Source organism: Planococcus rifietoensis (assembly GCF_001465795.2).
Lineage (GTDB): Bacteria > Bacillota > Bacilli > Bacillales_A > Planococcaceae > Planococcus > Planococcus rifietoensis.
The window spans coordinates 374,978-399,504 of the sequence record NZ_CP013659.2 but is presented as its reverse complement, the minus strand read 5'-3'; the positions used below and the strand labels follow the sequence as shown (position 1 = coordinate 399,504).

Annotated in this window: 23 protein-coding genes; 7 read left to right on the top strand and 16 right to left on the bottom strand. The window is 48.8% G+C overall.

Annotated features, from left to right (window positions below; genetic code table 11):
• Positions 1-54: 54 nt before the first annotated feature.
• The 10 genes from AUC31_RS01930 to AUC31_RS01885 all read right to left on the bottom strand — a co-directional run bounded on the left by AUC31_RS01930 (position 55) and on the right by AUC31_RS01885 (position 12,102).
• Positions 55-606, bottom strand: coding sequence for an Ltp family lipoprotein (locus tag AUC31_RS01930; protein WP_058381634.1), 552 nt, complete (start codon positions 604-606; stop codon positions 55-57).
• A gap of 30 nt (positions 607-636) precedes the next feature.
• Positions 637-1,299 carry a vWA domain-containing protein gene (locus AUC31_RS01925; RefSeq protein WP_058381635.1) on the bottom strand — a complete coding sequence of 221 codons (663 nt, stop codon included), beginning with the start codon at positions 1,297-1,299 and terminating at the stop codon, positions 637-639.
• 81 nt (positions 1,300-1,380) lie between these two features.
• The gene (locus AUC31_RS01920; protein ID WP_058381636.1) at positions 1,381-2,367 is read right to left on the bottom strand and encodes a macro domain-containing protein; all 987 of its coding nucleotides are present in this window, start codon (positions 2,365-2,367) and stop codon (positions 1,381-1,383) included.
• A 213-nt stretch (positions 2,368-2,580) separates the two neighbouring features.
• The gene (gene glpK / locus AUC31_RS01915) at positions 2,581-4,077 is read right to left on the bottom strand and encodes a glycerol kinase GlpK (RefSeq protein ID WP_058381637.1); all 1,497 of its coding nucleotides are present in this window, start codon (positions 4,075-4,077) and stop codon (positions 2,581-2,583) included.
• Between the two features lie 36 nt (positions 4,078-4,113).
• Entirely contained in the window at positions 4,114-4,953 is an 840-nt protein-coding gene (locus AUC31_RS01910; RefSeq protein ID WP_058383694.1) for an MIP/aquaporin family protein, read from the bottom strand.
• Between the two features lie 392 nt (positions 4,954-5,345).
• The gene (locus AUC31_RS01905; protein WP_058381638.1) at positions 5,346-6,014 is read right to left on the bottom strand and encodes a type 1 glutamine amidotransferase domain-containing protein; all 669 of its coding nucleotides are present in this window, start codon (positions 6,012-6,014) and stop codon (positions 5,346-5,348) included.
• 97 nt (positions 6,015-6,111) lie between these two features.
• The gene (locus AUC31_RS01900; protein WP_058381639.1) at positions 6,112-6,927 is read right to left on the bottom strand and encodes a hypothetical protein; all 816 of its coding nucleotides are present in this window, start codon (positions 6,925-6,927) and stop codon (positions 6,112-6,114) included.
• A gap of 214 nt (positions 6,928-7,141) precedes the next feature.
• On the bottom strand, positions 7,142-9,412 hold the full coding sequence (locus AUC31_RS01895) for an excinuclease ABC subunit UvrA (RefSeq protein WP_058381640.1): 2,271 nt from the start codon (positions 9,410-9,412) through the stop codon (positions 7,142-7,144).
• 256 nt (positions 9,413-9,668) lie between these two features.
• On the bottom strand, positions 9,669-11,309 hold the full coding sequence (locus tag AUC31_RS01890) for a hypothetical protein (RefSeq protein ID WP_058381641.1): 1,641 nt from the start codon (positions 11,307-11,309) through the stop codon (positions 9,669-9,671).
• A complete protein-coding gene (locus tag AUC31_RS01885) occupies positions 11,302-12,102 on the bottom strand; it encodes an ABC transporter ATP-binding protein (RefSeq protein WP_058381642.1) in 801 nt (266 codons plus the stop codon). The genes AUC31_RS01890 and AUC31_RS01885 overlap by 8 nt, the downstream gene beginning before the upstream one ends.
• Before the next feature lie 256 nt (positions 12,103-12,358).
• On the opposite strand from AUC31_RS01885, the gene AUC31_RS01880 reads away from it, so the two are divergent.
• Entirely contained in the window at positions 12,359-13,408 is a 1,050-nt protein-coding gene (locus tag AUC31_RS01880) for an aromatic acid exporter family protein (RefSeq protein WP_058383695.1), read from the top strand.
• A 144-nt stretch (positions 13,409-13,552) separates the two neighbouring features.
• On the opposite strand, the gene AUC31_RS01875 is transcribed toward AUC31_RS01880, so the two are convergent.
• The 3 genes from AUC31_RS01875 to AUC31_RS01865 all read right to left on the bottom strand — a co-directional run bounded on the left by AUC31_RS01875 (position 13,553) and on the right by AUC31_RS01865 (position 15,999).
• On the bottom strand, positions 13,553-13,831 hold the full coding sequence (locus tag AUC31_RS01875; RefSeq protein WP_058381643.1) for a toxin-antitoxin system YwqK family antitoxin: 279 nt from the start codon (positions 13,829-13,831) through the stop codon (positions 13,553-13,555).
• Positions 13,832-13,954: 123 nt separating this feature from the next.
• Positions 13,955-15,181, bottom strand: a complete 1,227-nt coding sequence (locus AUC31_RS01870; RefSeq protein WP_058381644.1) for a DUF819 family protein — start codon at positions 15,179-15,181, stop codon at positions 13,955-13,957.
• A 302-nt stretch (positions 15,182-15,483) separates the two neighbouring features.
• A complete protein-coding gene (locus AUC31_RS01865) occupies positions 15,484-15,999 on the bottom strand; it encodes a YfiT family bacillithiol transferase (RefSeq protein WP_058381645.1) in 516 nt (171 codons plus the stop codon).
• Positions 16,000-16,411: 412 nt separating this feature from the next.
• Here AUC31_RS01865 and AUC31_RS01855 point away from each other — a divergent pair, with 412 nt between their 5' ends.
• Positions 16,412-17,572 carry a hypothetical protein gene (locus AUC31_RS01855; protein WP_157073444.1) on the top strand — a complete coding sequence of 387 codons (1,161 nt, stop codon included), beginning with the start codon at positions 16,412-16,414 and terminating at the stop codon, positions 17,570-17,572.
• Positions 17,573-17,720: 148 nt separating this feature from the next.
• Here the strand turns inward: AUC31_RS01855 and AUC31_RS01850 are convergent, their stop codons facing one another.
• Positions 17,721-18,266: an SMI1/KNR4 family protein gene (locus tag AUC31_RS01850; protein ID WP_083509107.1), complete on the bottom strand. Its 546-nt coding sequence runs from the start codon at positions 18,264-18,266 to the stop codon at positions 17,721-17,723.
• Between the two features lie 187 nt (positions 18,267-18,453).
• Here AUC31_RS01850 and AUC31_RS01845 point away from each other — a divergent pair, with 187 nt between their 5' ends.
• Positions 18,454-19,263, top strand: coding sequence for a CPBP family intramembrane glutamic endopeptidase (locus tag AUC31_RS01845; RefSeq protein WP_058381649.1), 810 nt, complete (start codon positions 18,454-18,456; stop codon positions 19,261-19,263).
• A 103-nt stretch (positions 19,264-19,366) separates the two neighbouring features.
• Here AUC31_RS01845 and AUC31_RS01840 read toward each other — a convergent pair whose 3' ends face one another.
• On the bottom strand, positions 19,367-20,041 hold the full coding sequence (locus AUC31_RS01840; protein WP_058381650.1) for a metallophosphoesterase family protein: 675 nt from the start codon (positions 20,039-20,041) through the stop codon (positions 19,367-19,369).
• Between the two features lie 264 nt (positions 20,042-20,305).
• On the opposite strand from AUC31_RS01840, the gene AUC31_RS01835 reads away from it, so the two are divergent.
• From AUC31_RS01835 to AUC31_RS01820, 4 genes are all read left to right on the top strand, one after another.
• Positions 20,306-20,824, top strand: coding sequence for a TetR/AcrR family transcriptional regulator (locus AUC31_RS01835; protein ID WP_058381651.1), 519 nt, complete (start codon positions 20,306-20,308; stop codon positions 20,822-20,824).
• 141 nt (positions 20,825-20,965) lie between these two features.
• Complete coding sequence (locus tag AUC31_RS01830) at positions 20,966-22,120, top strand: MFS transporter (protein WP_058381652.1); 1,155 nt, start codon at positions 20,966-20,968, stop codon at positions 22,118-22,120.
• A 130-nt stretch (positions 22,121-22,250) separates the two neighbouring features.
• A complete protein-coding gene (locus AUC31_RS01825; protein ID WP_058381653.1) occupies positions 22,251-22,703 on the top strand; it encodes a VOC family protein in 453 nt (150 codons plus the stop codon).
• Positions 22,704-22,778: 75 nt separating this feature from the next.
• On the top strand, positions 22,779-23,414 hold the full coding sequence (locus AUC31_RS01820; RefSeq protein ID WP_058381654.1) for a peptidoglycan-binding domain-containing protein: 636 nt from the start codon (positions 22,779-22,781) through the stop codon (positions 23,412-23,414).
• A gap of 135 nt (positions 23,415-23,549) precedes the next feature.
• Here AUC31_RS01820 and AUC31_RS01815 read toward each other — a convergent pair whose 3' ends face one another.
• Complete coding sequence (locus AUC31_RS01815) at positions 23,550-24,392, bottom strand: aldo/keto reductase (protein WP_058381655.1); 843 nt, start codon at positions 24,390-24,392, stop codon at positions 23,550-23,552.
• Positions 24,393-24,527: the final 135 nt, after the last annotated feature.

The window sequence follows — 24,527 nt, the reverse complement described above, 5'->3', positions numbered from 1 at the left end:
AGTAAATGAAAAAAGATGAGCTCTGGCAGTTTTGCCGGAGCTCATCTTTTTCGTTTATTCCAGATTTTCTACGGCGTAGTCAGCTTCTTCTTGTGTGAACTGGCCGCCATAATCCGAAGTCAATTGATCGCGAATAGCTTCTTTGGACATGCTCATGCTTTCTTGATACGTCTTGGCCGATTCCAAAGCGTTCACTTTCCAATCAGCATCCACATTGTCGATCGCGTATTGTGCAGCGTCTTCTGGGAACTGGCCGCCGTATTCAGATGTCAATTGATCAAACACGCCGGCTTTCGACATATGCATGGTATCTGAGTAGGTTTGTGCTTGATTCAATGCAGATTCGAATTCCGTCGATACTTCCGGCTCAGCTGGTTCTTCTTCAACCGGCTCTTTCGTTTCAGCAGCTTCTTCCGTTTCAGCTGGTTCCTCAGCTTCTTCCGTAGAAGTTTCTTCTGTGGCGGTTTCTTCTGTTGCCGGAGCTGTTTCTGTCGTGCCTTCGGTTTCAGTGGAATCTTCTCCACCACCAACTAAAGCAACCAGTATCGCCATTAATACAAATAGGCCAATGATGCCGAGACAGCCAATCTTAAATACTTTTTTCATGATGAATCCCCCTTTAATTTCGAATGAAGTTCACTCGTTATTTTTTTTCTTCTTTCCTCGAGCCTCATAATCCCGCTCAATTTCCTTTTTCCATTCCCGGTCAATCTTCTTGCCGGTCCGGAACGAACTGACCGCTTCGCTCACCACTTGATAATTCAATTCCGTCCCTTCCGCATCCGCATGGTAATCCACCGCAAAATCTTCGTCGACTCCGAATTTTTTTGCCGTCGCGGCCGCGTCGATATTTGCACCGAGGAATATGAATTCCCAGCCTGCCGTCTTTTTCGAGGAGATCATTTCATGGATTTTCTTGTACGTGTATTCACAGCTGGAGTTTTCCAGGCCATCTGTTGTAATGACAAACATTACCCTGTCGGCTTGATGCTTTTTCAATGTCCCGTTTTGCGCATTACTGATCTTTTGGATTGTCGAGCCGACCGCATCGAGCAAAGCCGTCATGCCGCCTACTTCATAATCGCTATCGGTCATCAGCGAAATGCCTTCGAGCGAAATCCGGTCGTGAAGCAGCTCGTATTCATGATTGAACAGTACCGTTGTCACGCGGACCTCACCCGGGAGCTTTCGCTGCTTGTCGATCAAGGCATTAAAGCCGCCGATCGTATCCTTTTCAAGACCTGCCATCGAGCCGCTTTTATCAAGAATAAACACCAATTCCGTCGTTTCATTTTTCATCTTCGTTTCCTCCTTTGGGTTACTTGCTACCCCAAGGATACGATTTTTGCATAGAAAAAAGGTCGCTTCGAAAGCGACCTTTTACGAACCAAGAAGCGCTTCGTCAAATGCAAACAAGGCTTCGTTGATTTCAAATATATTGTATTGTTCCCGCTCGATGAAATAGCGGACGATCAAGTCGAATTTGTGGCTGTTCGACAAGCGGTAGCCCGCTGTCCCGAGCAGTTCTTCCGTCTCATCGAGATCCAGTTCGAGCGCGACCGCAAATGCCAGGATGGTCTTTTTCTTCGGCGTGTAGCCAGGAGAATTCCTGATTTTGGAAAACAGCTTTTTGTCGAGATTCGCTTTTTTATAAGTCTCGGCATCGGTCATGCCTCGGTCGTCAATAAACCTGAACAGCCGCTGCGAGAAGGATTCGTCCAAGTCTTCCAGCAGCTCTTCGAGGCTTGCTTGCGGTTCCAGCGTTTCTTTCGGTTCGTACATCGGAATTTCCAGTGGCCGATGGTCGCGGTAACGGACAGCCCGTTCTTCCAAAACCGCCGCTTCTTGTTCTTCGATGAACGTTTCAATCGATGCGTAAAGCTTCTGGCTGATGCCGAACGACTGCTTGTCCAAGACGACCAGATAGACATCCATATCGTGCTCGTTCAGAAATTCATCGATTTCTTCCGTCGCCACTCGCAACGCTGGTTCTTTCGGATAACCGAAGATACCGGTCGAGATAAGCGGAAACGCGATCGACTCACAGCCAAGCTCGATGGCAAGTTCCAGCGAGTTGCGGTAGCAATTGCGCAGCAACATTTCCTCGTTTCGCCCGCCGCCTTCCCATACCGGTCCAACCGTATGGATGATGTACTTTGACTCGAGTTCAAAGCCGTTGGTATGCACCGCTTCCCCGACCGCACAATGGCCGATCCGGTCGCACGCTTCCTGCAACTCTTTCGGACCCGCTGCCCGGAAAATCGCACCGCACACGCCGCCGCCCATCTTCAGGCTGGAGTTTGCGGCATTGACGATGGCGTCTGTTGTCATTTTGGTAATATCGTTGCGCACGATTTGCAGTGGCATGGGCTCATCCCTTTCTGTTTCTTGTCTCTTTTCATTCTACCATCCGGTGTGTCCCTGTGCGCCACACAATTCCGGCACCCTCGATTCGCTGGAAAGTCAGGCAGAGCAAGGGTTTTCGTGTTCCGTAATCCGCTTGTTGTCCCTGTGCACCACACAATTCGCACATAAAAACACACGCGACAGATAGTCGCGTGTGTTTTTGCCGTCGAAGTATTAGTTTTTAAATGCTCTAGTAGCCGCCACCGCTTGCTTCCAGCCATCGTACAGTTTTTCACTTTGTTCAGCTGGCATTTCGCTGGTGAAGGTTTTATCGACTTTCCATTGCTGCGCGATCTCTTCCTTGCTTTCCCAGAAACCAACTGCCAATCCAGCTAAGTAAGCTGCGCCGAGCGCTGTCGTTTCCTGGATGACCGGACGTTCAACTGGCACGTCCAAAATGTCGCTCTGGAATTGCACGAGGAAATCGTTCGCTACCGCTCCGCCATCCACACGCAAAGTTTTCAGTTCGATGCCCGCGTCTTCGATCATGACGTTCACGACATCTTTCGTCTGGTAAGCGAGTGATTCAAGCGTTGCGCGGATGAGATGCGCCCGTGTCGTGCCGCGCGTCAAGCCGAAAATGGCGCCGCGAGCGTCCGTATCCCAGTAAGGCGTGCCGAGTCCGACAAATGCCGGCACCATGTAGACGCCATCCGTTGATTCGACGGAAGTGGCGTATTGCTCACTTTCCGGTGCCGTGTCCAAAATCTTCAAGCCATCGCGCAGCCATTGAATCGCAGAACCGGCAACGAAGATACTGCCTTCAAGGGCGTATTCCACTTTGCCGTCGATGCCCCACGCCAATGTCGTCAACAAGCCGTGTTCGGAAACGACGCCTTCTTCCCCCGTGTTCATCAGCATGAAACAGCCTGTTCCATACGTGTTTTTAGCCATTCCTTTTTCAAAGCAGGCTTGGCCGAATAACGCAGCCTGTTGGTCACCTGCGATGCCGGCGATCGGCACTTCATTGCCAAAGAAATGGTAGTTAATTGTATTGGCATAGACTTCAGACGATTGGCGTACTTCCGGCAGCATGCTTTTCGGCACCGTCAGAATATCCAGCAATTCCTGATCCCATTCCAAATCATAAATATTGTACATCAGCGTACGGGAAGCGTTGCTGTAATCGGTGATATGCGCAGCGCCGCCAGATAGCTTGTAAACGAGCCACGTATCGATTGTCCCGAACATTAAATCGCCGTTTTCCGCTTTTTCCCGCGCGCCTTCGACATTATCCAAAATCCATTTCACTTTCGTTCCTGAGAAATAAGCGTCAATCAATAATCCTGTTTTCTTACGGAACAACTCCTCGTGGCCTTGTGCTTTCAACTCGCCGCAAATGTCCGCCGTTTGTCTCGATTGCCAGACAATCGCTTTGTAGATCGGTTTTCCAGTGTTGCGGTCCCATACAACAGCCGTTTCGCGCTGATTGGTGATGCCGATCCCTGCCACTTGATTTGCTTCAATGTCCGCCGTGCGCAAGGCTCCTGCCATACAAGCTAAAACTGATGTCCAGATTTCATTCGCATCATGCTCTACCCAGCCCGGTTTCGGGAAAAATTGTTCAAACTCCTGTTGGCCGGTTCCCACGATTTCCCCTTTATGGTTGAACAATACTGCTCGTGAACTCGTTGTTCCTTGGTCAATCGCCATAATATAATCTTTACTCATCAATGATTCCTCCTCGAATGGTCTTGTGCTTATTTTTTATTTATCGTCGACTAAAGTTTCTTCTATTTCATTTGCTACCGTATGCCCTTTTTTCAATTCGGCGCTTGTTGCCCCGATCAAGATGACAGCCATGACTATGCTTAATCCCCAGAACAGCAGGCCGTAATCACTTGTGAAGAAAGCTTTATAGAAAACCGCGCCATAAATACCGCCGAAAATCGGCCCGACGACTGGAACCCAGGCGTAACTCCAGTCCGAACTACCTTTTCCAGGAATAGGAAGAAAAGCATGTGCAATGCGAGGACCGAGGTCACGTGCCGGATTGATCGCATAGCCTGTAGTGCCGCCGAGCGACATGCCGATTGCAATAATCAAAGCTCCAACAATTAAAGGATTCAAGCCATCTGTAAAGTCATTGGCGCCAATGAATAGCAACCCCATCACCAACACAGCAGTTCCAATAATCTCACTGACTAAATTCGAAAATGGGCTTCGAACAGCGGGACCCGTGGAGAATACAGCTAATTTCGCTCCTTGATCTTCCGTAATCTTCCAATGCGGCAAGTAATTCAAAAAGACGATTACTGCGCCGATAATCGCGCCGATCATTTGGGCGAGAATGTACATTGGAACTTTCGACCACGGGAACTCGCCTACAGATGCCAATCCAAACGTCACCGCCGGATTGACGTGGGCTCCTGAAAAACTGCCCACTGCGTACACCGCCATCGTAACGGCCAGCCCCCACGCAATCGTGATGACGACCCACCCGCTGCCTTCAGCCTTGGAATCTTTCAAGACTACTCCCGCCACTACACCGCCGCCGAAAATAATCAAGATCATGGTCCCGATCAATTCTGCTAAAAACTCTGACATGCTTAACACTTCCTTTCCTTTTAAAGCAACAGCTGTGCAAATGCCCATTAAAAAAATCCGCAATTAATGAAAGTTCTCCTCGATAGAAGTACTCATTAATGTGCGAATCTCCGGGTCTCCAACACAACTCTTAACTTGTTATCTATAAGTTATACTTAAAAGAAAGCGCTGTCAATATATTTTTCTGAATTTTTGTTTAAATATTCCTGCTCTGCCTCCTAAATAATTCCCCCTGCTTGCTTCAAACAACTTCGCTGCGGCTCATCTTGCACTGAGAAAAGATTTCACGAAAAGCTAGCGCAGGAGCATCTTCATTTAAATAAAAAAAACAAGGCTTTGCACGAGAACGATGCAAAGCCTTGCTTATCGAGATGGCGGTTGTCGCCTATCACTTAGTTGTTTTTGTTATCCAATGCTTTGACCAATTCCTCAGCCAATGCCTCAGAAGCAAATGGGTCGCGGCCCGTCAATACTTGCTCATTGCCCCACACGACTTTTTCGTCTGCGGTGTAATTGGCCACTTCGTTCATTTTGCCTTCCAAGCTAAACGGCAGGATTTCCGGTAGACCTTCAGGTTCGACAGCTTCCGGATAGCCAGTAACGTCCAATCCAGCGATGATGCTTTGGCCGTCTGGGCGTTTCGTCCAAATCAACGGAGCAGGTCCGTGACACACTGCCGACACGATCTTGCCGTTGTCGTATACAGCGTTGATGATGCCGTGAAGCGTTTCATCTTCCGCGAGGTCATACATCGCACCGTGTCCGCCGACGATGAAAATCGCGTCATATTCTTTCGCGTTCACATCCGATAATTTTTTCGTGTTGTCCGCAAGGCCGGATTGGTACATTTTCTTGTACTTGCCTTCCGGGTCATACTCTTCACTGATGCTGACTTCGTCAAGCGTCGGTTTGCCGCCTTTTGGCGAAGCGAGCTCCACTTGATGTCCTGCGTTCTTTAAAATTTCCATCGGTGCGAAAAGTTCTTCTGCCCACCAGCCGGTTTCGTAATTGTTCTCCGTATCTTTATGTCCACTTGATAGCACTGCTAATACTTTAGCCATTGATAGTTCCTCCTCTGAAAAATCATTCTGACACTAGTTGTTCCCGAATGTTTTCACGTTTAAACAAACTTACAATTCCCTCAAATCAGTGCTTATTCTATTCACGGGCTGGCTGTTTCAAGAACAGCGCATTGCCATTTTTAATGAAACGCCAAACGACCGCCGCCACGAAAATGACGATGCCTGCAATTAACACGCCTTGGATGATCGAAGCCATCGCCGGGTCGAGCTGGCCGTTCGCGTACGAGCTATAGATGCCGAAAAATGCCCAAGCGAGCGGAATCGGAAACGCGGCGTTTTTGAAGCGTGACAAGTAGAACAACACAAACGCGATGGCGATTCCAAGGACGACGATGGTCCACACCGAATCTGAAATGCCGAAGCCGCTCCATTCCAATTGCACCAGCAACAGCGAGATGTTGACGATTGTCGCGATGAACACCCAGCCGCCGTATAACGTGAACGCAAGCCCTGCCAATGTCGATGGAAACTCGGAGCGATGCTTGTAGATCCGTTCGACGATGAACAGCAAGGAGAACAACAGCCCCAAGATCAACAAAGTCGAGATGCCAAGCGCCTCATACGAAAATGCCACAATCCAGCCCATATTAAACAACGAACTCGCGATGAATAACGGTGAGATCAGCAGCACCAGCCGGCTGACCTTATCGTCTTTTCGTTTAATGAATAAATAAACGAGCGTCACCAGCACAAGCGTATAAATGACACCCCAAATCGAAAACGTAAACGGCGCCGGCGATATGAGCGTCATGTATTTATCCGAAATGTCTTTTTGCGTATTGCCGTTAAAGAACCCCGACGAACCGAGGTAATTGACGCCAAGCGTCGTGAAATAAGCAACCAGGTTCAAGATCGTAAACAGTTGGGTTTTCTTCAATGTGCGTTCATCCATGATGCGTTCATCCTCCCGAAAGATAATAGTCACTGGCAATATGTGCCTCTTTCTTTCTATCTTCCCGTTTTTGCCAGCCGGTGAAACGGTTTCCTGGAATGAATCGGATGAATTGTGTCATGCACAGGGACGTGCTAGTGACAAAATGCTGCTATATCAAGGTTTCTTGTGCTCGAATTGTGTCTTGCACAGGGATAGACAGAACGCTGCCGCTCTATCCTTTCACACCATCTCTCAGCCATTTCGCGGTCAAAGTATCCGCTTCGAGCATCTCTTGCGGCGTGCCTTCAAACAGCACTTCGCCGCCTTTTTTGCCGCCGCCAGGGCCCATTTCGATGACCCAGTCGCTCGCTGCGATCAAGTTCAGGTTGTGCTCGATGAGGATGACCGAATTGCCCGTGTCGACCAGCCTTTGGAAAACGTCTAACAGATGGGCGTTGTCTCGGGTGTGCAAACCGAGTGACGGTTCATCCAATAAATAGATCTGCCCTTCTTTTTTCAGATGGCTCGCCAATTTTAAACGCTGCACTTCGCCGCCGCTCAATGAACCGGTCGTTTGCCCAAGCGTCAGGTAACCGAGTCCCACGTCTTTTAAGGTATCCACTTTTTTGACGATTTTCGGCATTTCCAAATACTCATTCGTTTCGTCGATCGTCAGCTCCAAAATCTCCACAATGTTTTTCCCTTTGTAGCGGTACGACAACGCTTCATCTGAATACCGCGTGCCCTTGCATGCTTCACAGGTCACCGTCACGGGATCCGCAAATGCGACGTTCGGCGTGGTGATGCCTTTGCCTTCACATACCGGGCAGGCGCCCAGTGAATTAAAGCTGAACAAGCCCGCCGGCTGTCCGGTTTGTTTTGCGAGAATCGACCGGATGTCACTCATGATGCCCATGTACGTTGCGAGCGTCGAACGGCTGGACGTGCCGATGCTGCCTTGGCCGACCGCAATCGTTTCAGGATAATTGCCGGTAAATGCGCCAAACATCAACGAGCTTTTTCCCGAACCGGAAACGCCGCACACCGAGACGAGGGCATTCTGTGGAATTTCCACGCTGATATTTTTCAAATTATTATCCGATGCATTTTTGATCGAAAACGTGTTTTCAGCTGTTCTCGGCTGTTCATTCACCGTTACGGTGTGGTCCAAATCCGTGATGGCGGAAGCTTTCTTCAAGCCTTCCTGCCCGCCTTGATAGACCACTTCACCGCCGCTTCTGCCTGCGCCCGGCCCCATTTCGATGATTTCATCCGCTGTCTTGATGACCGCCAGATTGTGTTCGATGACGACGACGGTATTGTAGTTGTCCCGCAAACTTTCCAGCATATGCGTCAACATATTGATTTCTTCGGGATGCAAACCGGCGCTCGGCTCGTCAAAAATATAGGTGATGTTGTTGAGGCTGCTGCCGAGGTGGCGCGCGATTTTCACGCGCTGTGCTTCGCCGCCGGACAAAGTGCCCATTTTTCGCGACAAGCTCAAATAGCCGAGTCCCAAACCGACCAGCTGTTTCACGCTCGGATGCGCTTGCTGTGCAATTGACTTGCCGATCGGGTCATCGATTTTCTCCAATTCCCCGAGCAGTTCCGTTAATTCCAAGCGGGCGTAATGCGCGATGTTCAAGCCGTTGATTTTGCACTCCAACACTCTAGGATTGAGTCCCGAACCTTCACAAACCGGGCACGGGGTACGCGTCGTCAACGCCAAGACATCTTCTTGGGACACGACCTTCAGTTTCGTCAGGTCCCGGTTGATGTATAGGCGAATAAACCTCGGAAGCAGGCCGTCCCACTCGATTTCGCGATCGCCTTCTTTGTAATAATAAGTGCTAAATGCACGTTCTCCTTCCGGCGGCCCGTAGACGAGCAGATTGTATTTTTCTTCCGTGAAATCTTTGATAGGGAGATCGGGATCGAACAATCCACCGTCCCTCATCCATCTGCCTTGCCAACCAGGAGGCGCCAGTGGTTTGAAGCGCACTGCGGAGTCCCGGATCGATTTCGTGTGATCGATCAGCTTGTGGATATCCGGCGCCACGACTTCCCCGAAGCCATTGCATTCCGGACAGTTGCCGAACGAACTTTCACTCGAAAATTCAGTCGCCGAGCCGATCGGCGGACTGCCGATTCTCGAGAATAACAGCCGTATCAGCGGGTCGATGTCCATATACGTGCCGACCGTCGAACGGGAATTGCCTCTGACCGGCTTTTGTTCCACGACCACCACCGGGCTCAAATGCTGCATCAAGTCGGCATGCGGCCGCTCGTATCTCGGCATCTGGTGGCGGATGTATAGCGGATAGTTCAAGGTCATCTGCCTTCTGCTTTCGGTCGCTAAGGTATCGAAGACGACCGAACTCTTGCCGGAACCCGACAAGCCGGTAAACACATTGATCTTTTCTTTCGGGATATTCAAATCGATATTTTTCAAATTATTTTCGCGAAGCCCTCGCAATATGATTTCATCTCGTTTTTCTGGCATGTTAACATTCTCCTTTTCCAATCCGTCCAAGGGATTACGCTGCTACATAAAAGTGTTCCCTGTTTCGGGGTGGTTCACACAACCGACTTGTCCCTGTGCACCACACAATTCCCACACAATTCATCAAGACATAGAAAAAAGACGCATCCGCCAGCGCGGATGCGTCAAATTGTGTGATGCACAGGGACGTTCTTTCACCGAAATACTGCTACACCAAGGATCTGACCCTCCGAATTGTGTGGTGCACAGGGACACACTAAAATGCAGCCACTGTCTTCCTTTTCGGAAACACCACTCGCCACCCAATCACTACAGCCACCAATAATACTACGAGATACACATAAATACCGGAATCGAACGCATTCGCAAGGAAATGCATGCCCACAAAAGCTCCCGTTATCAGTGTCAGAAGCAACATCTTCGCGCCGCCTGATTCTTGGGTGAATTCGAAAGAAGTGGAGAACGGAAATTCGCCTTCATTCGCAATTTTATAGGTGATTAATATTTGCAAAAGCCCTCCGATCAAAACCGCTGCCAAATCCGGCAGAATTCTCACCGAGAAAATCCAGATGAAGATGATGGACAAGAACAGGAAAATCGGCAAATATATTTTCACAAAGAAAGCTTTTAAGGTACCGCTATAGGCACTGGATGGCTGTTCAATCGGTGCTGCCCGGAACAGCCAGCTGCCTTTATAGCCTTCCGAAAATTTCAGCATGAATACGACGCTCGGAATGATGACGTTGCAGAAATAGATGAACATGAACATATTACCGCCTGAAATCTCTTCCAAGCCGCCGTCGACTGAATAGGTGAAAATCAAGAGAAACGGGAAAAACAATGACATCCCGAGCATCGGGAACACCTTCAGTTTGAATTCGCGTTCTTTTTTCATCATCGATGCCGCGAATCGGTAAAAGACGCGTTCTTCATTCGAACGGCATAGCAATTTAGCGCCGGCCTCGTCCAGCCAACTCCTGGATTTCTTGCGGGCTTTCGTGTCGCTCAACAGCTTTTCAAGATTGCGTTCAAACGATGGCATCAGTTTGGCATAAGCATAAATAGCGATAATTGGCACCAGCACCGCAAGCACCGTGAACCAGATGAAATGGCTCGATGTATTGCCGTTCAAAAACACTTCAAATGGCGCTCCGTACCAAAGCGGCGGAATGAGAAAATGCCACCAGCTGAACGCATATTCCATATTCAAATCCACAAATTCAAAGGACCGGATCAATACTTGATAGCCGACAACCACTCCGACCGACAGCAAAATCTGAACGTAATTGATGATGTCTTTCAGCTTCTCCCCGTCGAAAAAGCGCAAGATGAATAAATACAGCAAGGACGTCAAGACGACGACCAATAAAATCGTCAACACGAGTTCAATGAGGAAAATCAACGAAAAAATAATGCCGTGCCGAAACAAGCCGACCAGAAACGGAATCGTCGTAAAAGCCCCTGCCACAAATGTCATATAAATCATGATATGGACAATTTTTGCCGCCGCGATGGTCTTTTTATTGACCGGCTTGGTCTGGATGATGTTCTTATCCCGAATATCCAATAGCACGACGGAAAAATCGGAAATCATCGAGGTCATCAAGATGAACAGGATCATGCCAAAAACGAGGCTCAATTGATACATATAGTTTTCCCCGAGCAATAAAAACGGGATCAAGATCAAACTGTAAAGCCCGTAGACCCACAGCGATTTCAGGAACTGGTTGCCTTCCTTCTTCTTTTTGCCGTTATCGCCGAAAATCGTTGGCACGCGCCGCTCGTCCATCGTCAATTTGATCCGTAGTATTTTTTCCATGACCACATAATCGACGCCAAAACGGGTGAAAATGCTTTTAAATGAGCCGAGGAACTTCAGTGATTGGAATTCACGCATACTCCTCGTCTCCCTGAACGATCGACACGAAGTCCTTGGCCTTGCTGCGATGCTCCGTGAAGCCGGTCAATTGATTGAAAATGCCGGAAAGCGACCCTTCCTCGCTCATCTCCTTCAGTTCTTCAAACGTCGCATCCGCCACCACTTCCCCTTTTACCAACAGCACGATGCGGTTGCTGATTTTCTCCACGAGATCCATGATATGTGACGAATAAAAAATCGTTTTTCCTTGCGCCGCCAACTGCGCCAAGATCTCCTGGATGACCATCATACTATTGGCGTCAAGCCCACTGAGCGGCTCGTCCCAAAACAATAGATCCGGGTCGTGAAGCAGGCTCGCGATGATCAGCACTTTTTGCTTCATGCCTTTTGAAAAAGAAGACAACCGGGAATGGCCGACATCCTGCAACTCAAACTGCCTTAATAGCCGCTCCGCTTTCGACTGCGCCGCGTCCCGGTCCATCCCGTACAGCTCTCCGGTAAAGACCAAATACTCCATCGCCGTCAAATTGTCATAGGCTTCCGCATTTTCAGGCACATAGCCGATTTTCTTTTTATAAGATGGATCCCCCGATGCAATATCCTGCCCGAAAATCACCACTTGTCCCTGGTAATCATCGATCAGCCCGAGCATGATTTTCACCGTCGTGCTTTTGCCCGCACCGTTTGGCCCGATGTAACCGATGATTTCGCCTCTCGCCACTTCAAGATTGATTCCATTCAATACTTTTTTGCCACCATAAGTCATCGTCAAATTTTGAATCGACAGTACCTTATCATTTTCTCTTATCATCTAAAAACCCCTCACGCTAATTATGTGTTCATTCTAACATTCAACTGGTTGAATTTGGGACTTTTCACCAATTTAATGGGAATCAACTTAAATTGTGTGATGCACAGGGACGTTCTTTCACCAAAATACTGCTACACCAAGGATCTGCCCCTCCGAATTGTGTGGTGCACAGGGACACAGCCGTTTCCCCTCTCGACACGGATGATATACTGAAAATACAGTCATTCCATGAAAAGGAGCCAGTACTTATCTTATGATGCGATCCCTGCGTTTCAACGGCAGCCGAATAGTGAAAACCGGTCTCGCGATCTTTTTGACGGCGACGATCTGCGTCTGGTTCAATTGGCCGCCTGTCTTCGCAGTCATCACAGCCATCGTGACGATCGAGCCGACGGTTAGCGATTCGATAAAAAAAGGCCTGGTCCGTTTCCCGGCATCCGCAATCGGTTCGGCTTTCGCCGTGCTCTTTATCACCTTATTCGGGAATTCCCCGATCACCTATACCTTGGCCGCGGTCGCTACGATTTTGGTTTGTTATCGTCTTAAGCTGCATGCCGGTTTACTCGTCGCGACTTTGACTTCTGTCGCGATGGTGGAAGTCATCCACGACCATTTCTTGTTCTCGTTCTTCATTCGCCTCGGAACGACGACAATCGGCCTGGTCGTCTCGACCGCTGTTAATATGCTCGTGTTTCCGCCGAATTACAGCACGGATATTTTGAAAAGCATCCACAGCATCAGCGGCCGCGCAGGAAGCATGCTTGAACACACTTTCCAGACCATCCTGTTCGGCGGCGATGCAACCCTCCAGGAAGATAAGAAAATCGTCAAACAGCTGACAACAGAAATCCGCAAGACCGAGAAATTGGTTCATTACCAGCGCGACGAAGCGAGCTTGTATCCATGGGTCCGCAACCGTGAAGCCGAGTTGCAGATGGCAGAACGGCAATTGTTGTTCCTCGATAATTTCGAATACCATTTGAACGCCTTGCTCCGCGTCCCGATCCAAGACATCCAGTGGACACAAGCCGAGCGGGAAATTGTGATGGATGCCGTGGCGACACTCGCAAACGACCTTCAGCATTCCATCAATTTCGATCACGAAAAACATCAAGCGCAACTAAAAAGCATCACCGACCTATTCTGGGAAAACAGCAAACGCGTCCCGGCAAACGACGCGCTCCATCCGACGCTGTTCCCGCCGGAATTCACGATTCTTTACGAACTCATCACTATCTATGATTTGGTCGACAAGTTTTTCGACCCGAATAGCGTGAAAGCTGTGCAAGAAGCAGAAAAATCATAAGACATGAAAAAAACCGTCCCGGAAACACTTCAGTTTCCGGGACGGCTTTTTTGATTGAATTGTGTGGCGCACAGGGACACTCTGAAACGAAAATCCTGCTGCGACAAGGATCTTGCTGCTGAAATTGTGTGATGCACAGGGACACTATCTATTCCGATTCGTCACCTTATACGTTTCGCCTTTGCTGTCATACGTAATCCATTCGCCTATCGGTTCGCCCTGTTCAAAATGGCCAGAGCGTTTTAAAGTCCCGTCGGCCCGGTACCATTCCCAATAACCCTCCGGCTCGCCGTCCACAATTTTCCCTTTAGACCATATCGTTTTTCCGTTGGCGTGATACTTGATCGTATAGCCATCGATCACTTCGAGCTTCTTTTCCTTTACGCCATTTGGTGTCACCACATCGCATTCTTTCTTGTCCATGATTGCTCCAACTCCTCCCGACTGATTGAATTGTGTGGCGCACAGGGACGCATCGCACCTGAAATGCCGCCACTGCAGCTATTTCCCTCCCGGAATTGTGCCTTGCACAGGGACACGACCACATCACATCATCGTCGCAAACCACAATCCAAGCGTCGTCCCAATATAGTTGCCAATGACATAGCCAATCGTCCCGACCACCAAAATCGGCCCGATCAGTTCGCGCCAGCCTTTGGCAATCGCCATCGCAGCAGCCGTTGTCGGGCCGCCCACGTTGGCGTTAACGACCAATAAAATCTCTTCAAGGTCGTATTTCAATAACTTCCCGGCTGTCAGCGACACAGTCAAATTAACGATCACAATAACCGCAACAAAGACCAGCAATAGCGGCGCGTTCTGGACAATCAATGGGATTGACGCCGGAATGCCGATGACCACGAAGAATAAGTAAATCAAAAATGTCCCGATTTCTTGGCTGCCGTTGATGCCCTCAAAATAGCGCGGGAACAACGCAAGCGCAAGGAAGGTCAAAGTCGTCAGCACCAAATATTGATCGCCGATCAAGCCGCTGAGTAAATTCCAGCCGAACCCCACTTCTTCGCCGGACGGAATGATGCCGGCGAAAAATTCAGCGATCTTCGTCGCGACCACGACAAGGAAAAATGCAGTCCCGAGTGACATGGCCATATCTTTCAATGAAATATCCTGGCGCTTCCAGAAGTTTTCGGCGTTGGTCTTGCCCCCGTTCGACTCCGCTTCCCGCTCCACTTGCAAAACGTGCGGATGCGGGTAAGTTTTCCGGAAGAAACCGAATGTCGGAATCGCCATCAAGGTAATGAACACGAGCGCCATCATCAAATTGTCCGCTACCACAGTCGCAGACACCAGATCTTCCGGAGCATCGAACTTCGCCGTCATCGCGGCAAAATTGACGCCGCCCCCGACATAAGATGCGCCCATCATGCCGCCGATGCGGTCAAGAAACGGAATCGTATCCTTTAATAAGAAGAAACTGAGGATCGTCCCGGCGACGGTCCCGATCGAACTGATCAGGAAAATAAGCAGCATGCGCCCGCTTTCTTTCCAGATTTTCTTGAAGTTCACGTGGAACAACAACAGCGGAATTGCGAGCGGCACGATAAATGCCCACACCGCGTCATACGCAGGCGACGCCGTTGGGATAATCCCGGTATTCGATAAGATGATGGCAGAAACGAGCGCAATGACAGCGCCGGAAATCTTCCCGGCCCAGCTGTATTTCTGCTCGAGCACGATGCTCATCGCCGCGACGATAACGATGATGCCCCACAATGTCAGCAGGTCATCAGCCTGGATTAATGAATTCTCCATATGTATTCTCCCCTCGCTCGTTGCACTTCAAGTCTTCATGAGTCGTGCGCACAAGCTGTGTTTAAATTGAAATCTTCATCTTCCAGTATCCTATTATTGTCAGATTATGTCGAGTAGTCATGCAATTCCACGCAAACTTATGTCCTTACGTAAAAAGGCCGAACCGGAAACGCTGTAGTCTCCGATACGGCCTGTTAAATTGTGTCACGCACAGGGACATCTAACATCTGAAACCCTGCCATTTCAACAATCTCATCTCTAGAATTGTGTGATGCACAGGGACAACTAAGAAAAGCGGAAAACTAAAGATCCATCCCCAACGCAATCCGAATATGCGCCAGATGATGCTCCTCGTGCCAGGACAGCTTCGCCAAGTTTTCAGCGACACGAACCTCGCCGTCCGTTTCGTGGATGAAAACACGGTCCAATTGTGTGCCCGTTACATAGTTTCCAAGTGCGACGATCCGTTCGTTCAACCCTTCCAGCATGCGGATTGAACTTTCCACCGGCAGGCGATTATCCGGCAGATACGCCCATTTGTCCTGGTCGAACTCAGACACTGTTGGTTGGTATTCCGTCAATGCCATTTTCAGGCGGTGATACAAAGACAATTGCGAATCTGCAATATGGTGCACCAGCTGACGCACCGTCCAGCTGCCTTCTCGATAGGTCTTATTCAAGTCTTCATCGTCCAAGGAATCCACCACTTCGCGAAGACGCGTCGTGTAGCTATTGATTTCGTTAAGCCATATTTTGACATCTTCATTCGTTACTTGTTCCGGAACTTCCATTTGCCCAATCGGAAATTTTACATCCATTTGATTAACCCCTTTTCCAAGCGCATATAGAAAACGCTCTCTTCTCGCTCAATATATCAATGGAGGCTGGGTTTGTAAACGTTTGGCAGAGAGCGACATCCCCCACTGGAACATCCAAATAAGTATAGTTACTATAATAAACCGAAAAAAAATCACCTAGCTGAACCCCCGATTCCCTAACTAGCCAGTTTCCCATGGAACTTGGGGCTCGCATACATATCCTCTTTTTTTCTTTAGAAAACCTGCTTTTGAAGCCTTTCCCTTTATGTTGCCGTTCTCAAGCATAATCCTGCTATTTTACACGTTTCTAAAAAAGTATATATTTGTTATAAACAACAAAAACCATGTTCCAAATTCATCCAAATAATGATACTATTTATTAGGAAATATAGTAGAAAAGAAAGACGGTGCAATGAGAATGATAAAGAAAAAAGTAGCAAGTTTAATGTTCGTCGGTATGATTACCGGCCTTCTGGCAGGCTGTGGATCCGATAATCCAAGCGCTACTGTCGATGAATTTTTAACTGCCATCCAAAAGAACGATTTTGAAAAAGCGGGTTCTTATGTTCAAGGCGGGACTGAAAGCCTGACGACCAATGAAGAATCAGGCGAGGAAGCCGATGAAGAACTGGCAATGACTGTATTTGAAAACATCTCAAAAGATTATGACTTTGAGAGCCCTGAAGAAGTATCAGCTGAAGGGGATAAAGCAGTAATTAAAACTGAAATCACCTCTATTGATATGGGAAGTGTCATGACCAGCACGATGGCTGAAATCATGCCCTTGGCTTTTGCTAGCGCTTTTGAAGAAGAGACACCGGAGTCGGAAAAAGCCTTTGAAGAAATGACTGAAAAAGCCATGGTGAAATACATGACTGCAGAAGACGTCCCACTCGTTACCCGGTCGGTCGAATTAAACTTAGAAAAAGACGATGAAGGTAACTACATGATTGTGGATGACGAGAATTTGGATGAAGCTATCTTTGCCAATATGTCGCAGTTAGAAGATATGTTCAGCGAAGAAAACGGCGAGGCTTGGACAGAAACTGAAGAAGCAGAAGCGGAAGAGCAACCTGAGCAAACATCTGAAGTGTTGTCTGTCGTAGCTGAGAATAAATCATATGACGCTGATCCGGTGAACATTACATTGGAAGAAGCATCATTCAAAAAAGCGAGCAACGTCTCTGAAGATCAGCAATTCGATATAAACAATATGTATACAGACGAACCGATTGGAGCAGAGTTTAATTACTTCTATATTAAATACACTGCAGATAACACCTCTGATCAAGACGTTACTTTCAGCGGAATCAATGAAATCGTCTTGTTCTCAGAAGGCAAGCAAGAGAAAATTGAGGTCGCATACGATTGGAAAGACTTTATCGACTATGATGAAGCACAGGATCCCGATTATTACGGCGCCGTAAGCAAAGCGGGAGAAGTTGGCGTAGTCATAAAAACGGATCCGGCTAAAGTAGAGAAAGTCCGAGTTGTAATCAGCGAATCCATGTTGACTGAGACTTATGAAACACTTTCGGAACCACAGAACATTGAATTTGAAGTAACTAACTAAGCACTGATTGAGATAGTGATATTTACAGCAAAGCCGCATATCAACATGCGGCTTTTTTTATTTTGCTTGATAGCTAGATTGGATTACACAGTTGATGCTCAACAACACTACTTACTTGCTTCCTTCCTCAGTCTCTATCGGCGCTTGATCACATCCCTGTCCGCTTCCTAATATCCCAATCCCAGAAGTTAGAACCTTGAGTAATAATCAATTTTTCAAGCCATTCTTCAAAGCTCATTCCGATGGCTAGGTCATGTTCGAAGTTATTGCCCGTATCAAACCAACTTAAGTATCCGCCACCTATATGCTGATCCGTAACAATCAAAAACGAGCCATCATAACCTGTCGCGACCGGAAACCAGTTATCAGGAAAGTCATCACCATAATAGGATCGGTGTTCCAGAATTTGTTCTATAGTATACAGTTCCATCCCATTATTCCCACCGTCTTCTGTAAAAAAGAGACGCCCGCCGTGGTGCAGCCTTAAAAACTCTTCATAATCGGCGGGGAGTTTAAAAGGGAACTCCTCAATTTCTTTTTCCGTCGCAGGGCCATTGAATTTGACCTTAGTCTTCCCTAGATAGCCGTCTTCTTGTTGGATCCATAGAAAGCCACCCTCGTCTAACCTTTGCTTTAAGTTGCTAATGGCAGTAGCCAACCTGGACATATCGTTCTCACCCCAATACTTTGTCATTTATTCTTTTTAATATGGTTCAGTTTCATTACAAGTTCTCTTCAGCAATTAACAATTCCTTTATTACGCTCCACATTTTTTTAGAGGGGCTTCGTCCATTCATTTCTCCCATCCTTCAAGCCAAATCATGCTACTATAAAGTCAAAATATCATTCATTCTGCACCTTAACGAAAGGCGGCGATGAGGATGGTCGGGGAAAAGAAGCCACGGTTTATTCTCGGTTTGATGACAGTCGCATCCATCGTCTTGATTTCTTTCTTACTGCAAACTGCCGGCAACCCGTTCCTGAATAGCATCGTCATGCTGCTCGTTTTCTACATCGTCCTGCCGGTGTGGATTTGCAGCTATTATTTCCAAAAGCGCGGCGTGAAACTGCGCGAAGTCGTCTTTTTCAGCGGCATCGTCCGCTGGCTATTGCCGATTGTCGGGCTTACGTTCTTGCTCCTGGTGTTTTCCATGAGCGTCTATTGGCTGTTATTGCGGGGGCTGATGGCAACGGCGCCCGCGCTCGTAAATCTCTTCCTCACGCCGCAGCCGCTTCCCGACGCTGTTTGGTATTTGGCCGCCACCGGGGTCATCGTCGCCGTCATCGCACCGATCGCAGAAGAGTTCGTCTTCCGCGGCGTTCTCTTGAATCAGCTGATGAACGTATTCGGTTTGTGGAAAGGCATCGGCATCACGAGCTTGATCTTCGCCGTCTTCCATCTCAATTTTTTTGGCGCTTTCCTGTTCGCGGTCATCGCGTCCCTCCTGTATGTTAAAAGCGGCAATTTACTCGCGCCGATTTTGCTTCACAGCGCCAACAACACACTCGCCGTTTACCAAGCATTCGCCGACACCTCGTTCATGGAATGGCTAACGGTGACGAGCGTTAATGACCTGTACACTAAAGCCACACCGAACCTCGTTGCGCTGATTGTTAGCACAGTGCTAATGCTGCTTATAATCGGCTGGATGGCACGAGGTTTGAAACAGCACCGCTCGGTTATTCGGTAATTCAACAACTTTCAGGAACAGGCGCTCACATTTTATTGGTGAATTAAAAATGCCCACGCTAACCAAAGCGCAGGACACAGCAGATTATGGACAAACGCACACTTCATTCTTTCCTCACAAAATAAACCTGCTCACCCGGCAGCTCCAGGCAATTCAACTGCCCGCCGTACACCGCGCCCCCATCGATCCCGATGATGCGGTTGTCGCCAAAATAAACGCTCGTATCATTCGACCCTCTCAAATTAAACGTCGGTGTGTGCCCGAAGACGACTTTCTTATCGCCTGCATAGCCTCGATGAAATTCATCGCGGATCCACATTAATACGTACGGATCTGTCCCTTCAACCGGAACACCAGGCTGAACACCTGCATGCACGAATAGGTAGCCATCTGTTTCATAATAGAACTTCGTTTCTCGTAAAAACTCGATATGGGTCCAAAACAGCTCCGTCACTGGGAGCTTCATGCCTTCTATGGAAGAATCATAACTTTGCAATGTGGAAAGTGCCCTGTTGCGCAGCCAGTTTCCCGCTGCGCCGGTTTCTCCTCTCGCTGCTTCCAACATCATTTGGTCGTGATTGCCGCGCAGCACAATCGCGCCCTGCTGATTCAATTCGATGACCCGCTCCAGCACGCCTTTGGAATCCGGTCCGCGGTCCACATAATCGCCGAGTAAAATCAGCTGGTCATTCGATGCGTCATACGACACTTTCTCCAGCAACTCATTGAACAAGTCCAGCTCTCCGTGAATATCGCTAATGGCTAAGATCCGTTTCATCGTGTACACCTCCTGCTCCCCGTCTTCCACTACATCTTTGAATTCATCTGGCTTCCTGATATATGCGTATTTCCCTATTGGCAATCAAACTCCTGCAAAACAATCTCTATTTTTCGTTACCATCTTTGTCCAATTCTTTACCCTCCGCATGGACAGCGAAACCCTCACGCCTCGTTCAGCTTGAACGGTTATCGCTTGCACTCATTTACTATAGCTGTTAATTTTAGAGTGACCGTTATATCTAAACCAATGGGGGAATGGCTCATGAGCACCAAAAAAGAAGATTTGCTGGTGGCTGCAGAACAGCTGTTTTACCAGCACGGCTTTCATGCCATTGGCTTGAAGGCAATTGTCCAGGAAGCGGACGTGGCGCTGATGACGCTGTATAATCATTTTAATTCCAAAGACGAACTGATCTTGGAGATCTTGACCCGCAGATCGCAGGTCTATATGGATTATCTCGAACAGGCGAAACAACAAGCGACAGGATCGGTCGCAGAACGGCTGGCAATCGGCCATTTGAATTGGCTAAAGCATACCGCTTTCAATGGCTGCATGTTCTTGCGGGCGAAAGAAGAATTCGTCAGCGAGCCCGACCATCCGATTGTCCAACTCGTGACGAATCATAAAGAAGACACAAGACAGCTGTTCCTGTCGAACGGGCTCACGCCTACCGAAGCGGCGCGCTTGTCGTTGTTGTTTGAAGGGGCCGTCTCCTTAGCCGAAATTTCTCCGTTGGATGAAGTCGAAGATGCCTTGATGGCTTTGGTCCAGCATTTATAAGTAAGCGGTCGCTTACTTTTTTTACCCTAGGAATATAGTGACCGCTCTATCTATAAATCAAGTCAAGATCGTATGTTATAGTTATATTTTTTTAGCCAAAAAATATAATGACCGTTCTATCTAAAGAAGGAGTGAACTATTATGTGGAAAATCGTTTTGCCCGGCATCGCCATGATTGGTGTCACCTATGCATTCGCCAGATACAGTTTTGGTTTGTTCTTGCCGGAAATCAGCAGCACCTTAAGCCTATCCGAAAGCCAGTCGGGATTGATCGGTTCGGTGGCCTACGCCGCCTATACGCTGGCCTTGGTGACAGCGGCCATTTTCATTCATAAAATGAGTGCCCGCCGCGTCGTGTTGTATTCGGGAGCGACCGCTTTTATCGGCATGCTTGGAATGACGGCATCGCAAGGCTTCTATACGCTTGCCATCAGCGCATTTGTCGCAGGACTCGGTAGCGGCTGGGTCTCCCCCGCCTTCAGCCAAGTCGTTGCACAATCACTTGAGAGCCGCGAACGCGACAAAGGCAATACGTGGATTAATACAGGAACGAGCGTCGGGGTCGTCGCGAGCGGCCCTGTCGCATTGGTATTTGCCGAGCAATGGCGCTGGGGCTATGTGCTGTTCGCGATTCTGGCATTTTTGACGCTGTGGTGGAATGCACGCGCGATCAAGCGAGCGAAACAAGAACCGGAACAATCCACTGGCAGCAAGTTTAAACTAAGCCTGCTCGGCCAAGCGCGCTTTATGATTCTCGCAGCAATAGGCATCGGTTTCAGCTCCTCCATTTATTGGACCTTTTCACGAAGCTACTTGACCGAAACGCACGATTTCTCGACAAGCGGAAGCATGGTCTTCTGGATCGTCATGGGCGCCGCCGGCATCATCGGCGGCATCGCCGGGACCATCATTCAGCGCATCGGGCTCGGCTGGTCTTACCGTCTCGGCGTGTTGGTCGCGACCGCATCTCTTGTCACCCTGACCATTCCGCACCCTGCTTCGATTTTCCTGTCGGCAATCCTGTTCGGCATCTCATTCATTTTCATGACCGGCTTATTCATCGTCTGGGGCACGCGCCATTTCCCGGATACGCCTTCTGTCGGCGTAAGCTTGTCATTCTTCTCGCTCGGCATCGGCCAATCGATTGGATCGATCGCAGCGGGCATCTTGATCGACAGCATGTCCTATCCGATTGCCTTTTTATCATTCGCAGCGATCGGCCTGCTGTTTATCTTCATTAAAACAAATACCCAGGCAGTTTCGACTCAGCAAACCGCTGCGCACGCAGCCAAGTAAATCTGTTTAGGAAACGAAAACGGGAACGATGCTTTACTGGCATCGTTCCCGTTTTTTATTCGGAAGGAATCCGTCGCTTTAAAGAGAATGGATATGAACCATCGCTATTCAAAAGGAAGGAGACAATCTCATGGAGAACAATCAATTACTCCGCATGGACAACGTCGGTATCGTCGTGGAGTCACTCGACGACGCCATCGCATTCTTCGAAGAAATCGGCTTGGAACTCGAAGGCCGCGGCATGGTCGAAGGCACATGGGCGGGACGCGTCACGGGGCTTGGCGACCAACAAGTCGAAATCGCCATGCTGGTGACGCCGGACGGCCACAGCCGGATTGAATTGTCATGCTTTCTCACACCGGCTGTTACCAGCGATCACCGGACAGCCCCGGTCAATTCACTCGGGTATTTACGCGTCATGTTCGCGGTCAAAAATATCGACGACATGGTCGCTAGACTCACGAGACACGGCGCCAAGCTTGTTAGCGAAGTGGTGCAATACGAAGACGTGTACCGGCTATGCTATATTCGCGGGCCTGAAGGGATTCTTGTCGGCCTTGCGGAACCGCTCGGCGATCATTAGCCTCTGAACATTTCGTTGTTTTTGATAATGAAGCGGGTATACATGAAGCAACTAATCATTCGGGAGGAATCCGCCATGAAGAAAATTTGGCTTCCACTGCTTCTCGCATTCGGATTATTCGCTGCACTTCCCCTGTCTTTTGATTCAGCCGCTGCCGCAAGCCATGGATCGGCAACAGAAAACCAGCTACCCGAAAACCTCGAGAAACTGATGGACATCGCCCCGGAGCATCAATTCACGCTGCGCCAAGGAAGCAAACGGATTGAAGTCGAGCTGCTCCAATGGACCTTGAACGATTACGGATTGAAAACGGAAGTCGATGGTATCTTCGGGCCAAAGACCGACCGGAACGTCCGGCAATACCAGCAGGATAAAGGCCTCGTAGTCGACGGCATCGTCGGCATGTATACGTGGGTCGCCATTTACGCCGAACATCAACAGCCTTCGGATGACACCCAACTCCCCGCCAGGCTGAAGAATGTAATGGCGATCTCACCGGAACACCAATACACCTTGCACCAAGGCAGTCAGCGCATCGAAGTGGAATTGCTGCAGTGGACATTGAACAATTACGGATTGAAGACGGAAGTCGATGGCGTCTTCGGGCCCGAAACCACTAGGAACGTTCGGCAATATCAGGCCGATAAGGGATTGCACGTCGATGGCATTGTTGGGGTCAAAACGTGGACGGCGTTGTACGGGGAATATTGATTTTCAAAAAAAGCCTAAAGACCCGCCGATCCCTAAACGGATTGGCGGGTCTTCTAGTTTGTTGCAGAACTTGATTTTTTAGAATGAAGTTCAGCACAAATCATTTTCAAATGGCTTAAGCTACTTAGCTTTTCATTAAAACTCCTCATGCGTCGCCGGGTCCATATCAAACAACCTTCCATCCGGACGGGACAATTCCGAAATCGCCGCCATTTCACTGTCGCTTAATTCAAAATCGAAAATGGCCAGGTTTTCGCGTTGGCGCTCAGGCGAGGTAGAGCGAGGAATCGATACCGAACCGATTTGATATTGCCAGCGCAAGACGACTTGCGCGATGGTTTTGTGATGAGCTTCCGCAATCTGGCGGACGGTATCGTTCGTCATGATATCCTTCGCCCTCGCGATCGGGCTCCACGACTGAGTTTGGATGTTGTGCTCGGTATGCGCTTTTCGCTGATGCGCCTGGTTAAAGAACGGATGCAATTCCACTTGGTTCACGCTCGGCGTGACGCCCGTCTCTTTGATGATGCGCTCCAAATGCTCAGGCAGGAAATTGCTGACGCCGATCGAGCGGACGAGTCCCCATTTCTGTGCGTCGATCAACGCTTGCCAAGCTTCCACGTACGTATCTTGATTCGGCAACGGCCAGTGAATCAAATAGAGGTCGAAATAATCCAATTGCGCACGGAATAGCGATTCCTGAATCGCCACCAAAGCTTTTTCGTATGTGTGATAGCGCCCCGGCAGCTTGGACGTCACCCACAGCTCTTCTCGTGGAATGCCGCTGCGCCGAATGCCTTCGCCGACCGCGCCTTCGTTTTCGTAATTATACGCCGTATCGATCAAGCGGTATCCCGCGTTGATGCCACTGCTGACGGCGTTCGCCCCGGCATTGCCCCATAGTCCGTATGTACCGAGCCCTGTCACCGGCAAAGTCGTGCCGTCATTTAATGTCACTTCTGGAATTGCTTTCACCATTTACTTCCACTCCTCTCAAATCTATTTTCAGATTACTCTTACAGCTCTATGAATTCAAATCATTCGGCTCCCGAAATTCCGTCCAATAATAAAAAGGATCCGCTCCATTATCGAATGGAGCGGATCCCGAATTGT

What these genes read in the sequence shown, in the direction of transcription:
- AUC31_RS01890 (WP_058381641.1), bottom strand. Translation starts at nt 11,309, where the DNA reads ATGCGTGAATTCCAATCACTGAAGTTCCTCGGCTCATTTAAAAGCATT.
- AUC31_RS01815 (WP_058381655.1), bottom strand. Translation starts at nt 24,392, where the DNA reads ATGGTGAAAGCAATTCCAGAAGTGACATTAAATGACGGCACGACTTTG.
- AUC31_RS01910 (WP_058383694.1), bottom strand. Translation starts at nt 4,953, where the DNA reads ATGTCAGAGTTTTTAGCAGAATTGATCGGGACCATGATCTTGATTATT.
- AUC31_RS01825 (WP_058381653.1), top strand. Translation starts at nt 22,251, where the DNA reads ATGGAGAACAATCAATTACTCCGCATGGACAACGTCGGTATCGTCGTG.
- AUC31_RS01885 (WP_058381642.1), bottom strand. Translation starts at nt 12,102, where the DNA reads ATGATAAGAGAAAATGATAAGGTACTGTCGATTCAAAATTTGACGATG.
- AUC31_RS01855 (WP_157073444.1), top strand. Translation starts at nt 16,412, where the DNA reads ATGAGAATGATAAAGAAAAAAGTAGCAAGTTTAATGTTCGTCGGTATG.
- AUC31_RS01865 (WP_058381645.1), bottom strand. Translation starts at nt 15,999, where the DNA reads ATGGATGTAAAATTTCCGATTGGGCAAATGGAAGTTCCGGAACAAGTA.
- AUC31_RS01905 (WP_058381638.1), bottom strand. Translation starts at nt 6,014, where the DNA reads ATGGCTAAAGTATTAGCAGTGCTATCAAGTGGACATAAAGATACGGAG.
- AUC31_RS01875 (WP_058381643.1), bottom strand. Translation starts at nt 13,831, where the DNA reads ATGGACAAGAAAGAATGCGATGTGGTGACACCAAATGGCGTAAAGGAA.
- AUC31_RS01830 (WP_058381652.1), top strand. Translation starts at nt 20,966, where the DNA reads ATGTGGAAAATCGTTTTGCCCGGCATCGCCATGATTGGTGTCACCTAT.
- glpK (WP_058381637.1), bottom strand. Translation starts at nt 4,077, where the DNA reads ATGAGTAAAGATTATATTATGGCGATTGACCAAGGAACAACGAGTTCA.
- AUC31_RS01880 (WP_058383695.1), top strand. Translation starts at nt 12,359, where the DNA reads ATGCGATCCCTGCGTTTCAACGGCAGCCGAATAGTGAAAACCGGTCTC.
- AUC31_RS01840 (WP_058381650.1), bottom strand. Translation starts at nt 20,041, where the DNA reads ATGAAACGGATCTTAGCCATTAGCGATATTCACGGAGAGCTGGACTTG.
- AUC31_RS01895 (WP_058381640.1), bottom strand. Translation starts at nt 9,412, where the DNA reads ATGCCAGAAAAACGAGATGAAATCATATTGCGAGGGCTTCGCGAAAAT.
- AUC31_RS01835 (WP_058381651.1), top strand. Translation starts at nt 20,306, where the DNA reads ATGAGCACCAAAAAAGAAGATTTGCTGGTGGCTGCAGAACAGCTGTTT.
- AUC31_RS01870 (WP_058381644.1), bottom strand. Translation starts at nt 15,181, where the DNA reads ATGGAGAATTCATTAATCCAGGCTGATGACCTGCTGACATTGTGGGGC.
- AUC31_RS01920 (WP_058381636.1), bottom strand. Translation starts at nt 2,367, where the DNA reads ATGCCACTGCAAATCGTGCGCAACGATATTACCAAAATGACAACAGAC.
- AUC31_RS01930 (WP_058381634.1), bottom strand. Translation starts at nt 606, where the DNA reads ATGAAAAAAGTATTTAAGATTGGCTGTCTCGGCATCATTGGCCTATTT.
- AUC31_RS01900 (WP_058381639.1), bottom strand. Translation starts at nt 6,927, where the DNA reads ATGGATGAACGCACATTGAAGAAAACCCAACTGTTTACGATCTTGAAC.
- AUC31_RS01820 (WP_058381654.1), top strand. Translation starts at nt 22,779, where the DNA reads ATGAAGAAAATTTGGCTTCCACTGCTTCTCGCATTCGGATTATTCGCT.
- AUC31_RS01850 (WP_083509107.1), bottom strand. Translation starts at nt 18,266, where the DNA reads ATGACAAAGTATTGGGGTGAGAACGATATGTCCAGGTTGGCTACTGCC.
- AUC31_RS01845 (WP_058381649.1), top strand. Translation starts at nt 18,454, where the DNA reads ATGGTCGGGGAAAAGAAGCCACGGTTTATTCTCGGTTTGATGACAGTC.
- AUC31_RS01925 (WP_058381635.1), bottom strand. Translation starts at nt 1,299, where the DNA reads ATGAAAAATGAAACGACGGAATTGGTGTTTATTCTTGATAAAAGCGGC.